Genomic DNA, 12,325 nt, shown 5'->3' with positions numbered 1-12,325 from the left:
GGCAGCCGCACGCTTCCTTGGTTTGCGTATATCGATGCTCCGAAAAATACCTTCTCGCCGCACGCCAAATGCCTAGCATGACAAACCCAGATGGCGGCACTTTCTGCAAGGGTGCCGCTGCCCGGCGGCCGCGGTTGGCGCGCCGGTGCAGGCAAGGTTGCCCGTGGCTAGCGAGGGTGGTGCGTGGTGTTGAAAGCAAATAAATTCAAAAAATTGGCGGTATGGAGTGCGGCATTGCTGGCGCTGGGTGGGCTGCTGTCGGCCTGCTCCAAGACCGAGAGCGTGGCCGAGGCCAAGGCCGACACCGGCCCGGCCAGCGGTGGCGCGCTGGTGTACCTGGAGCAGCAGGCGCATACCAACCTCTACCCGCCAGCCGGCGGCTTCTACCCGAACGGCGGCGTGCTCAACCAGATAACAGACAAGCTCACCTACCAGGACCCCAAGACGCTGGAGATCCAGCCCTGGATCGCCAAAAGCTGGACCGTCAATGACACGGCAACCGAGTTCACGTTCGAGCTGCGCCCGGGCGTGACTTTCTCCGACGGCACGCCGCTGGATGCGGCAGCGGTGGCCAAGAACTTTGACACCTATGGGCGCGGCAACAAGGCGCTCAAGCTGCCGGTGTCCGAGGTCATCAACAACTACGAGCGCAGCGAGGTGCTGGGCCCGCTGACGGTGAAGTTCTACTTCAGCAAGCCCTCACCGGGCTTCCTGCAAGGCACCTCGGTGATCGGCTCGGGCCTCGTGGCCTTGCAGACCCTGGAGCGCCCGTTTGACGAGCTGGGCGATGCCACCAAGATCATCGGCTCGGGCCCCTTTGTGGTAGCCAGCGAGACCCTGGGTAAGGAACTGCTGCTGTCGGCCCGCAAGGACTACAGCTGGGGACCGGCGCAGCTGGCGCACCAGGGCCGCGCGCGCCTGGATGAAGTGCGCTTTATCGTCACGCCAGAGGACAGCGTGCGCATTGGCGCGCTGCTGTCGGGCCAGGCCGGCGTGATCCGCCAGGTGCAGGCCTATGACGAAAAGCGCGTGGAAGAGCAGAAGTTTGTCATCTATGCACCGTCCACGCGGGGCGTGAACAACAGCATTGTTTTCCGCCCCGACAACGCGCTGGTCGCCGATCTGAAGGTGCGCCAGGCGCTGCTGCATGCCACCAATACCCAGGAGGTGGTGCAGACCCTGTTCTCGCACAACTACCCGCAGGCCACCTCGGTGATCGCGGCCAGCGCACAGGGCTATGTCAACCTGGCCAGCAGGCTGGCTTACGACCCGCAACAGGCCCAGCAGCTGCTGGAGAGCGCCGGCTGGACGCCCGGGCCGGATGGCATCCGCCAAAAGGATGGCCGCGCCTTGGTGCTGGCCGCCTATGACTCGCTGCCCCAGCCGCAGAACAAGGAAACCTTGCAGCTGGTGGCCCAGCAGTGGGCCAAGGTGGGGGTCAAGCTGCAGGTGCTCAGCGGGGATGCCGGCGTGCGCATCGTCGACAACCTCGATCCGGAGAAAACCCCGGTCGCGCCCGGCATGGTGGGCCGCGCCGATCCCGATGTGATCAAGAGCAACTACTACCCGACCAACCGCAACGTGTTGCTGCAGCAGGGAGGCGTGAGCCAGAAGGTCAAGGGCTTTGTCGATCCGCAGCTCAATGGCCTGCTGGAGGCGATTGCTGCGCAGACCGATGCCCAGAAGCGCCTGGCGCTGACGGCCGAGGTGCAGAACTACCTGATCGACCAGGCCTATGTGATCCCCATCTTTGAAGAGCCGCAGGCCTTTGCTGCTGCCCCCTGGGTGCGCGATGTGGGGTTTGAGGCGGTGGGGCGCCCAAGCTTTTACAGCACCTGGCTGGCCAAGCGCTAAGGCGCAGTACCGCTGAGCGGTAAGGAGCACCCCGATGTCCTTCTATCCCTATCTGGCCCGGCGCAGTGCCCAGGCGCTGCTGGTGCTGTGGGCGGCGTTCACTGCGTCCTTTGTGCTGCTGCAGCTGCTGCCTGGCGATGCGCTGCTGATCAAGTTCCTCAGCCCCGAGCTGGGCCTGGGCCCGCAGGAGGTGGCCGACATCCGCGCCGCCTATGGCGCGGACCAGCCCGTGTGGCAGCAGTACTGGCACAGCCTGACGGGCTTTGTCAGCGGCAACTTTGGCTATTCGCTGCAGGCCGGGGTGCCGGTCAGCCAGGGGCTGGCCACCAGCCTGCCGCCCACCTTGCGGCTGGCCGGCCTGGGCTTTGCGCTGGCGGTGGTGCTGGCCCTGGTCCTGGCACTGCTGGCCCAGCTGGCGCCCTGGCGCTGGCTGCGCGGCGCGCTCTATGCGCTGCCTTCGGTGTTTGTCTCGGTGCCCGTGTTCTGGCTGGGCATTGTGCTGATCCAGCTGGTGTCGTTCCGCCTGGGCTGGATCACCGTGATCAACCCCGGCAAATGGCAGGGCCTGGTGCTGCCAACCCTGACCTTGGCGATACCGATTGCCGCGCCGCTGGCGCAGATCCTGCTGCGCAATGTGGACGAGGTGCTGACCCAGCCCTTTGTGGCCGTGGCACGCGCCAAGGGCGCCCCGCGCCTGTGGCTGCTGCTGCGCCATGTGGCTGGCAATGCTGCGCTGCCGATGCTGACGATGGCCGGCGTGCTGTTTGGCGAGCTGCTGGGCGGCGCCGTGGTGACCGAGGCCGTCTTTGGCCTCAATGGCCTGGGCAGCCTGACCCAGCAGGCCGTCGGCAACCAGGACAGCGCCGTGCTGCAGGCGGTCGTGGTCATCTCGGCCACCGCCTTTGTGCTGATCAATCTTGCGGTGGACCTGCTCTACCCGCTGTTCGACCCGCGTTTGCGCAACCGTTTGGGAGTTTGACCATGTCTGCAAGCACTTCATCACCCGCCGGCCTGGGGGCCTTGGCCGCCGAGCCGGCCCTGCTGGGCCCAGCCCGTGGCACAGCCAGCGCTGCAGTGCACGCTGCGCCGCAGCGGTTGGCCGCGCCAGGCCTGCCGGCCATCTTCTCTGCCGCCTTGCGGCGCTTGCGTGCCGCGCCATTTGGCCTGTTGCTGGCCTGGGGCGTGCTGGCGCTGGTGGCCCTGTGGGCCATCGCGCCGGGCTGGTTTACCAGCTACAACCCGGTGCTGGGCACCGCCGGCCAGCAGCTGCAGGCGCCCAGCGCCGCACACTGGCTGGGGACGGATGCGCTGGGCCGCGACAGCTATGCGCGCCTGGTCTATGGCGCGGTGCATTCGCTCAGCGGTGCCTTTGTGGCCGTGAGCGTGGGCCTGGTGCTGGGCACCCTGCTGGGCCTGGTTGCCGGCGCAGCAGGCGGCTGGGTGGAGGACGTGGTGATGCGCCTTGTCGATGTGCTGCTGTCCGTGCCCTCGTTGCTGCTGTCGCTGTCGGTGATCATCATCCTGGGCTTTGGCACGGTGAATGCGGCGCTGGCCGTCGGGATTGTCTCGGTCGCGAGCTTTGCGCGCCTGGTGCGATCGGAAGTGGTGCGGGTGCGCCGCTCTGACTATGTGGAAGCGGCACTGGGCAGTGGCGGGCGCTTTGCGGCCGTGCTCTGGCGCCATGTGCTGCCCAATTCGCTGACCTCGGTGATCGCGCTGGCCGCCTTGCAGTTTGGCTCGGCCATTCTGGCGATCTCGACCCTGGGCTTTCTGGGCTATGGCGCGCCGCCGCCCACACCCGAATGGGGCCTGTTGATTGCCGAAGGCCGCAACTACATCTCCACCGCCTGGTGGCTGACGGCCGCGCCCGGCCTGCTGGTCGCAGCCGTGGTGCTGGCGGCCAACCATATCAGCGCCGATCTGACCCGGAGGCGCGCATGACGGACAGCACCATTCCCGTACTCCAGGTCGAGAACCTGTCGATCGCCTACCACGATGGCCAGGCCGAGCAGCGCACCGTGCACGAGGTCTCATTCTCCATCGCCGCCGGCGAGGTGCTGGCCCTGGTCGGCGAATCCGGCTCGGGCAAGACAACCACTGCCCAGTCCATCATTGGCCTGCTGGCCGACAACGGCCGAGTGCAGGCCGGCAGCATCCGCATCAATGGCACGGACGTAGCCGGCTGGTCGCAGCGCCAATTGCAGGCGCTGCGCGGCAAGGTGGTCAGCCTGATTCCGCAGGACCCGACCACTTCGCTGAACCCGGTGCGCACCGTGGGCGACCAGGTCGGTGAGATGCTGCGCCTGCATGGCTGGCGCGACAAACAGCAGATTGCCCAGCGCGTGCTGGAGCTGCTGCAAAAAGTGGGGCTGTCGCAGCCCGAGCTGCGCGCGCGCCAGTTTCCGCATGAGCTCTCGGGCGGCATGAAGCAGCGCGTGCTGATCGCCATCGCGATTGCGCTGCAGCCTGCGCTGATCATTGCCGATGAGCCCACCAGCGCGCTCGATGTGACGGTGCAGCGCCGCATTCTCGATCTGATCGACGACTTGCGCCGCGAGTTTGGCACCGCCGTGCTGCTGGTGACGCATGACCTGGGCGTGGCCGCCGACCGTGCCAACCGCCTGGTGGTGCTGCAGGCGGGCCGCATCCAGGAGCAGGGGCCCACGGCCGATGTGCTGCGCAATCCGCAAAGCCGCTACACGCGCCAGTTGCTGGCCGATGCGCCCTCGCTGGGCACGGCGCCGGCGCGGGCGCCCAGGGCGCTGGATGCGGAGCCGGCCATTGTGGTGCGCGATCTGGTGCATGACTTTGCGGTGGCGGGCCAGCGCGGCCTGTTCCGCGCGGTCGATGGCATCTCGTTCGAGGTGCCACGGGGCAGCACGCATGCCATCGTGGGCGAGTCCGGCTCGGGCAAGACCACGACCATCCGCGACGTGGTCGGCTTTGGCAAGCCGACGGCTGGCCACATCACGGTGGAAGGCATCGATGTGACGGCCTTGCGCGGCGAGGCCTTGCGCCAGTTCCGCAAAACGGTGCAGCTGGTCTACCAGAACCCGTTCAGCTCACTCGATCCGCGCCAGAGCATCTACGCGATCATCGAAGAGCCGCTGCTGAACTTTGAGCGCCTGGCGCCTGCCGAGCGCGAGCGCCGTGTGCATGACATGCTGGCCCGCGTAGGCCTGCCGCCCGCAGTGCTGACGCGCCGGCCGCGTGCGCTCTCGGGCGGCCGGCGCCAGCGCGTGGCGATTGCCCGGGCGCTGATTCTGCAGCCGCGTGTGCTGGTGCTGGACGAGGCCGTGTCCGCCCTCGATGTGACCGTGCAGGCGCAGATTCTGGCGCTGCTCGACCAGCTGCAGCGCGAGCTGCAACTGACCTATCTCTTTATCTCGCACGACCTGGCCGTGGTGCGCCAGATTGCCGACACCGTCTCGGTGCTGCAGGGCGGTCGCCAGGTCGATGCCGGGCCGGTGGACGAGGTGTTCTCGCGCCCCAGCAGTGCCTATACGCGCGAGCTGATCGCCGCCATTCCCGGAAAAAAGCATGCCTATGAACCAGAGCCTCTCCCTGCCCTTGCCGCCTAGAAAACGCCTGGGTTTTTTCAGCCGCCTGCTGGACCAGGCCAGCGCCGCCGAGCGCTACCGCCTGGTGACCGAGCAGATCCAGCATGCCGAGGCCCATGGCTTTGACACCGCCTGGGTGGCGCAGCACCACTTTCATGAAGCCGAGGGCGGCCTGCCTGCACCGCTGGTGTTTTTGAGCCATGTGGCGGCGCGCACCCAGCGCATCCGCCTGGGCACCGGCATTGTCACCTTGCCAATGGAGAACCCCATCCGCGTGGCCGAAGACGCGGTGGTGCTGGATCTGCTGTCCGCTGGCCGCCTGGAGTTTGGCGTGGGCACCGGTGGCACGCCCGAATCCTTTAGCGCCTTTGGCCTGCGCAGTGACGACCGTGCCCGCATCTATGCGCAGCACCTGGCCGTGCTGCGCAATGCCTGGGCGGGGCTGCCGCTGCCCGGCGGCGATCGCCTCTACCCGGCTGGGCCGCAGCTGTTGTCGCGCATCTGGCAGGCCACGTTCTCGGCCGCCGGTGCCGAGCGCGCCGGCCTGGCTGGCGACGGGCTGATGCTGTCACGCACCCAGCCGCGCAGCGCCGAGGCGCCCGGTGCAAGCCTGGCCGACATCCAGAACCCCTTGATCGACACCTACCTGGCCGCATTGCCGACAGGTGCCGTGCCGCGCATCCTGGGATCGCGCACCTTGTTTGTGGCCGAAGACCGCCAGCGTGCCTTGCAGCTGGCCGAGCTGGGACTGCGCCGCAGCCTGGCGCGAGCCGCCGCTGCCAACCCGGGCGGCCCGGCGAGCCAATGGGGGGCGGATGCACCGCTGGCACAGCTGCTGGCCGCCTACGACGTGCATGTGGGCACGCCCGATGAGGTGATTGCCTCGCTGCGCGCCGATAGCGCGCTGGCGCGGGCGACCGATATCTCCTTCCAGGTGCATTCGATCGACCCGCCGCATGCCGACATCCTGCGCTCGATTGCGCTGACCGCGCAGTACGTGGCGCCGGCGCTGGGCTGGCGGCGCGAGGACGCGCTGGCACCACCCGCGACCGCCTCTTTCCCCGTGCCGGTACCGGCACTGGCCTGATTTTTTGGAGTGATACTGCTATGACTTCTGCATGGAACCCATCGCTTGGCGATGATGTGATTGACCAGCTCGCCGGCATAGCGCCGGGCAGCCATCTGGATGCCGTGCGCCGCCACCGCCTGCAGGCACGTGAGCAGGCCCAGCAAAGCTTTCTGACGCTGTTGGCGCCCCGCGCGCCGCTCAGCAGCCATTGGCCGCTGGACGAGCGCCTGGCCGTTGCCGCCTTTGTGGCCGGTCTGCACCAGCAGCCGCAGGTGCAGCGCTTTTACCGCGATGCGCTGTCCACCCAGGCCAGCCTGGCGCTGGGCAAGGCCATTGATGCCGAAGTGGCGCAAGGCCTGGCGCGCGGACCTTATGGTCAGTACCCCAAAGGCCCCTTGAGCGCCGAAGACCAGGCCCGCCCGGTCTATGCGGTGGGCGCGCAGAGCCGCGCTGTGCTGGGCGAGCGCCTGTCGGCCGGCCTAGCGCATGCACATCTGCTGGCCTTCCACCCCCGTGATGCCCAGCCCGCGCATCTGCAGGCCTTGCTGGATGCGGGTTGGACGGCGACCGACATCGTGGTGCTGTCGCAGCTGGTGTCCTTCCTGGCCTTTCAGATCCGTGTGGTCGCGGGCCTGCGCCTGCTGCAGGCCCATCCGGCGCCATCCACCGCTACCCAACAACCCACCGCCGAGGAGAACGCTGCATGAGCGAGCAAACCTTGCACTACCCGAACAGCACCGAACCCCAGGTCTTTACCCAAGCCCAACTGGACTGGCTGCCCTGGATTGAACCCTTGCCGGAGGAGGAGCTGACCCCCAGGCATTTTGAAGGCCTGGTGGATGCCTCGCGTGCCAAGTCGCCATACTTTCGGCTGCTGGCCCGTGACCCTGACACCCTGGGCGCGCGCACCCGCACTGACAAGGACATCTTCTACAACCCCGACGGAGGCCTGCCCCGCGCCGAGCGCGAGCTGGCCGCTGCGGCCACCTCCCGGCTCAACGGCTGCATTTACTGCGCCTCGGTGCATGCGCGCTTTGCCTCGCATTTCTCGCGCCGCGAAGAGGATGTGCAAAAGCTGTTGGACCTAGGGGTGCAGGCCGATCTGGGCCCACGCTGGAACGCAATCGTTGCCGCCTCGGTAGCGTTGACCGAGACCCCTCTGGCGCTGGATGCCGGCCATATCGACGGCCTGCGCCAGAACGGGCTGGACGACTATGCGATTGCCGATGCGCTGCAAGGCGCGGCCTTCTTCAACTGGGCCAACCGGCTGATGCTGAGCCTGGGCGAGCCCGCGCTGGAAGCTGCGCAGGCCTAAGCAGGCCAAGCCCTGGGAGCCTGCCTTGCGCAACAGCGCGCAGGCCCCCAGGTTTTTTTGGGGCGGGTCCGGTGCCGGGCGGGCGCAGAAAAAGCGGATACTTTGGCGCTGTATCCCCTTCTGTCCATGGCCTCCATGCTCCTTCTTCTGCATCTCTCGCAGCGGCTTGCCACAGCCGCCATCGGCGTCCAGCTGGCTGGCCGGTGGCCCGGTATGAAAGCCCTGCTGCGCTTGCGCGCCTGGCTGGGGCTGCTGGCATGCAGCCTCGGCGTGGTCAGCACCCAGGCTGCGCCGCCTGCTTACCAGGATCTGTATGCCCACCCTGAGCGCGCGATGCCGATGCAGCCGCACTGGCAACTGCAGCCCGTGGCCTCGTCTGCGCCACCCTGGGCCGAGATTTTCATGTTCCAGATCGGCGCTGATCCCCGACACATGGATCGCCTGCATTGGCTGAGCCTGAACCCGGACCCCAACACGGGACTGGCGCCCGCCTTGTTCGATGCCTTGGAGGGGCACACACTTTTTCTGGCGCCTTCCGCACGCAGCTTCTGTGATGGCCGCTGGCAGGTGGTACGGGTGGATTCCCACAACAACTCCAGCGTGAACAACGTGCTGCAGCCCGCTACCAAGGTCTGGCTGGTGCAGCACAAGCCCCATGGCCGGCGAGAAGCGACCACCGCCTATGGGCGCCTGGATGCGCAAGGCCACTGGGCCGTGCCACCGGTCCGCTGCGATGGCAGCACCACGGGCCAGGTGTTCTCCCCCGATGCCGTCGCCTATCTGATGCCGGGTGACGCCCGGCCCTTGGCGTCGGACCTGAAGCTGGATTTGGTGTATGCGCAGCCGGGCCTGCGCGATGCCCGGGGCCGCTGGCTGGCGCCGGTGCCGCCCAGTGATATCACCACCGCGCAGTGGATGGACTACAAAAAGCAGATCGTGACACCGGGCTCGCTCGGCTCCGGTGTGATCGATCCGCAGGGGCGCATGGTGATTCCCTTCACTTTTGGCGATCTGCCCGATGCGACGGCGCAGCGCCGCATCCAGCTGTGCAGCAATGCCGGGCTGCGCCTGCAGCGAGACGCCAGCACGCCCCGGGTATGCCGCTGGCAGCGCCTGCAGCGCAGCCAGGGTGGGGAGGGGCTGCGGCCCGTTAAGGACGCTGCCACCGGGCGCTGGGGCTACCAGAATGCGCGGGGCCAATGGGTGATTGCGCCGCAGTTCCATGCGGCGCGCCGCTTTCGCCATGGCTATGCGGTGGTGACGGCGCTGTTTGCCGAGGACTGGCGCCCGCCCGGCTGGCAAGATGAGTGGCCGATGATTCGGCAGTACTGGCGCATGGGCCGCTATTGGGTGGCCCAGGCCTTGGTGCGCAATCCATCGACCGCCGGGCAGTGGGCCATCCGCTATGGCCTGATGAACGATGCCGGCCAGTGGCTGGCGCCGCAGGCGCAGCTGCCGCTGCAGATCACCGTGCCATCGCCCGCCGGTGGCCGCAATGCCTACTTTGCCCAGATATTGGCGACGCAGTTGCCAGCGCTGCTGGGCCGCCAGGTGGAGGTCAAGCATCTGCCCGATGCCAGCGTGGCCGACTACGAGCGCCTGGCCGCCGACGGCGGCAATCGCCGGCTGCTGTTCACAGCCATGACCCTGCCGCGCGGCGGCATCCCCGGCCTGCACCAAGGGCCGCCCATCGATACCGCGCTGCGATCGCTGCTGCCAGTGACCGTGGTCGCATCGCAGCCCTGGGTGCTGGCCATTGACAGTACGCAGGCCGATGCGCTGGGCATTGGCAACACCGACAACTTGCTGGCCTATGCGCGGGCCCATCCGGGTGCGCTGCGTGTGGGCACGGGTGACGATGGCTGGGTCGGGCAGCTGGCATGGGCCGAGCTGCTGGCGCGCAGCGGTGTGGATCTGCGCCGCGTGGTCTTCCCCGGCAGGTACCCCGACTCCGATGTGCTGACCCAGGCGCATGCGGTGGAGCTGGTGCTGGCACCCGTCAATGGCGTGGCCTCGGCAGTGCGAGGTGGCCAGCTGCGGGTGCTGGGCAGCACGGCCGATCCGGGCCATCCGCAAAGCCTGGATGGGGTCGTCTGGCCCACGCTGGGCGCCCATGCCTCGCTGGCGGGCTTAGCGGTCTACGACCACTTCATCCTCTGGGCCGCAGCTAACTCCGATGCCGCTGCCAACCGCACACTGCAGCAAGCCATCGCCCAGGTGCTGGCCAAGCCTGAGCTGCAGCAGCAGCTGCAGAACATGCAGGCGGTGGGCGGAGGCGGCTCGCCCGAGAGCCTGCTGGCGCTGGAGGCGCAGATGCGTGAGGCATGGCTGCGCGCCCTGGCCTTGCCCGCGCGATGACTGGATGTGGCCTGGCATGGTTGGTAGCACGGTGCAAGCCGGGCCCACCTGCGCTAGATCAAATAAGCCTATAAAGCAGTTGCGTTAGACTGCAGCATCCTCGCGCGGGACCTGCCCGCGCGCTCCCCATGACTTTTTGCCGGTCCGGCAACTGACCATGCGACTGATGCGCTCCAACCGGGTTTCTTTGCGGGCTGGCAGCAGCAGCCGGTAGGTCCAAGCATGCCTGGCCGGCCCTGTTGCACCATGAGCCTCACCCGCAGCCCCTTGTTGACTGAAAGCGCCCGCAGCGATATTGCGCAACGCGCCTTTGTGCTCGATACCCAGGCCGAGCTGGCCAGCACCGTGCTGCCCATGCTGGCCCACCATGACCTGCTGCGCACCGGCCTGCCGGTCGCGCAAGGCGGCCATGGCGGTGATGTGCGCGATGCCATTGCCGCGATCACCGAGGTGGCCAGCCTGTCGCTGACCAGCGCCTTTGTGTTCTGGAGCCAGCGCGCCTTTATCCACTACCTTCAGGCCAGCGGCAATGAGGCCGCACGCGAGCGCTGGTGGGATGCCTTGCTGCGCGGCGATATCGCGGGCGCGGTCGGCCTCTCGAATGTGATCAAGTTTTTGTCGCGCATCGAGACCTTGCAGGTGCAGGCCAAGCCATTGGAGCAGGGCTGGAGCCTGGATGGCCTGCTGCCTTGGGTGTCCAACGTGCGCAGCCAGGGCTTTGTCGTGGCCGCTGCGGTGCAACCCGAAGGCGGCGGCCTGCCGATGGTGATGGCGCTGGAGAGTGGCCTGCCCGGTCTGGTGCGCTCGCCCGATCTGGACCTGCTGGGCATGCGTGCCAGCAACACCGCTGCGCTGCAGCTGAACCAGGTGGTGGTGCCCGCCCAGGCGCTGCTGGCCCAGGCCGGACCACCGTATCTGAAGGCGGCACGCCCGGGATTTTTGGGCATGCAGTGTGCGTTGTCGATCGGCCTGGCGCGGGCCGCCTTGCAGGCGGCTGCCCAGGGCGGCGGCGCACGTGGCCCCTTGCACGGCCGCGTGAGCGAGGCACAAAAGACCCTGGGCCAGGTGGAGGCAGCGCTGTTGGACGGTGTGCTGGATGACCGCTGGGTCGCCGATGTCAGTCCGCTGTTTGCGCTGCGCATGCGCCTGGCGGGCATCGTGCAAGACGCCCTGCAGCTGGAGCTGCAGGCCACCGGAGGCCGCGCCTATCTGCAGGACCAGCAGCCCGACTTTGGCCGCCGCTGGCGCGAGTCGGCCTTTATCCCGATCGTCACGCCTAGCCTGACCCAGCTCGAAGGCGAACTGGCCCAGCATGCCCCGCAGGTGGCGGCATGACGGCAAGCCTTGTACCTAGCCAAGCGCTTCAGGGCCGGGGTCTGGCCTATGGCTACCAGGCGGGCCAGCCGGTGTTTGCCGGCATCGACATCGATATCGACAGCCAGGAGATTGTGGCGCTGCTGGGCGGCAGTGGCTGCGGCAAATCGACCTTGCTGCGCACCCTGGCGGGCTTGCAGCCGCCCGATGCGGGGGCCCTGCAGTTTCTGGATGCGCCTTTGCGCGCGCCGCACCCCCGTGCGGCCGTGGTGTTCCAGCAGGCCAGCTTGCTGCCCTGGTTGAATGTGCAGGACAACGTGGCCTTTGGCCTGGACTTCAAGCACCAGCCCAAGGCCACGCAGCAGGCAATTGCGCAGCGCGTGCAGGCCAGCATGGAGGCGGTGGGCTTGAAGGGCAAGGAGCGGCTGTTTCCGGCGCAGCTCTCGGGCGGCATGGCCCAGCGTGCGGCGCTTGCCCGGGCGTTGGCGCGTGAGCCGCGCCTGCTGCTGGCCGATGAGCCTTTCTCGGCGCTGGATGTGCTGACCCGCAGCGATATGCAGGCGCTACTGGTCGAGGTGGTGCACCGCTGGCATACCGCGGCGCTGCTCGTCACCCACGACATTGACGAGGCGCTGCTGGTGGCAGACCGGGTGCTGCTGATGGGCAGCACGCCCGATGTGCAGGCCGGTGCCGGCCGCATCGTGCAGAGCTGGCGCATCGACATCGCCCACCCCCGGCGCATGGACGACGAGCGCATTGCCGCGATGCGGCTGGAGATTTTGCATGCGCTGCAAAGCCTGCGCGGCCAGGCCGCTGCCGTTTGACGAACTGATAAACACCCCCACATAACCCGGA

General features: G+C 67.7%; 10 protein-coding genes. All 10 read left to right on the top strand.

Annotation, left to right across the window (positions count from 1 at the left end; all coding sequences use genetic code 11):
• Positions 1 to 186 precede the first annotated feature (186 nt).
• The 10 genes from EDF71_RS01680 to EDF71_RS01635 all read left to right on the top strand — a co-directional run bounded on the left by EDF71_RS01680 (position 187) and on the right by EDF71_RS01635 (position 12,294).
• Positions 187 to 1,854 carry a TIGR04028 family ABC transporter substrate-binding protein gene (locus EDF71_RS01680; protein ID WP_133854888.1) on the top strand — a complete coding sequence of 556 codons (1,668 nt, stop codon included), beginning with the start codon at positions 187 to 189 and terminating at the stop codon, positions 1,852 to 1,854.
• 34 nt (positions 1,855 to 1,888) lie between these two features.
• Positions 1,889 to 2,833: an ABC transporter permease gene (locus EDF71_RS01675; protein ID WP_133854887.1), complete on the top strand. Its 945-nt coding sequence runs from the start codon at positions 1,889 to 1,891 to the stop codon at positions 2,831 to 2,833.
• A 2-nt stretch (positions 2,834 to 2,835) separates the two neighbouring features.
• Positions 2,836 to 3,795, top strand: coding sequence for an ABC transporter permease (locus tag EDF71_RS01670; protein WP_133854886.1), 960 nt, complete (start codon positions 2,836 to 2,838; stop codon positions 3,793 to 3,795).
• Positions 3,792 to 5,435 (top strand): ABC transporter ATP-binding protein, encoded by a 1,644-nt coding sequence (locus EDF71_RS01665; protein ID WP_133854885.1) that lies wholly within the window; start codon positions 3,792 to 3,794, stop codon positions 5,433 to 5,435. Before EDF71_RS01670 ends, EDF71_RS01665 begins: the two co-directional genes overlap by 4 nt.
• On the top strand, positions 5,395 to 6,501 hold the full coding sequence (locus tag EDF71_RS01660) for a putative FMN-dependent luciferase-like monooxygenase (RefSeq protein ID WP_133854884.1): 1,107 nt from the start codon (positions 5,395 to 5,397) through the stop codon (positions 6,499 to 6,501). Before EDF71_RS01665 ends, EDF71_RS01660 begins: the two co-directional genes overlap by 41 nt.
• A 20-nt stretch (positions 6,502 to 6,521) precedes the next feature.
• Complete coding sequence (locus EDF71_RS01655) at positions 6,522 to 7,190, top strand: CMD domain protein (RefSeq protein WP_133854883.1); 669 nt, start codon at positions 6,522 to 6,524, stop codon at positions 7,188 to 7,190.
• 11 nt (positions 7,191 to 7,201) lie between these two features.
• On the top strand, positions 7,202 to 7,798 hold the full coding sequence (locus EDF71_RS01650) for an alkylhydroperoxidase domain protein (RefSeq protein ID WP_133855016.1): 597 nt from the start codon (positions 7,202 to 7,204) through the stop codon (positions 7,796 to 7,798).
• A 213-nt stretch (positions 7,799 to 8,011) separates the two neighbouring features.
• Complete coding sequence (locus EDF71_RS01645) at positions 8,012 to 10,156, top strand: tripartite tricarboxylate transporter substrate-binding protein (protein WP_166656427.1); 2,145 nt, start codon at positions 8,012 to 8,014, stop codon at positions 10,154 to 10,156.
• A 246-nt stretch (positions 10,157 to 10,402) separates the two neighbouring features.
• Positions 10,403 to 11,491 carry an acyl-CoA dehydrogenase family protein gene (locus tag EDF71_RS01640; RefSeq protein ID WP_133854881.1) on the top strand — a complete coding sequence of 363 codons (1,089 nt, stop codon included), beginning with the start codon at positions 10,403 to 10,405 and terminating at the stop codon, positions 11,489 to 11,491.
• Positions 11,488 to 12,294 carry an ABC transporter ATP-binding protein gene (locus EDF71_RS01635; RefSeq protein WP_133854880.1) on the top strand — a complete coding sequence of 269 codons (807 nt, stop codon included), beginning with the start codon at positions 11,488 to 11,490 and terminating at the stop codon, positions 12,292 to 12,294. Before EDF71_RS01640 ends, EDF71_RS01635 begins: the two co-directional genes overlap by 4 nt.
• The last annotated feature ends 31 nt before the right edge of the window (positions 12,295 to 12,325 follow it).

It is taken from the genome of Comamonas sp. JUb58 (assembly GCF_004364775.1).
Taxonomy (GTDB): Bacteria; Pseudomonadota; Gammaproteobacteria; order Burkholderiales; family Burkholderiaceae_C; genus Comamonas.
Note: the sequence above shows the minus strand (reverse complement) of the source record. Positions and strands in the feature narration are given on the sequence as shown.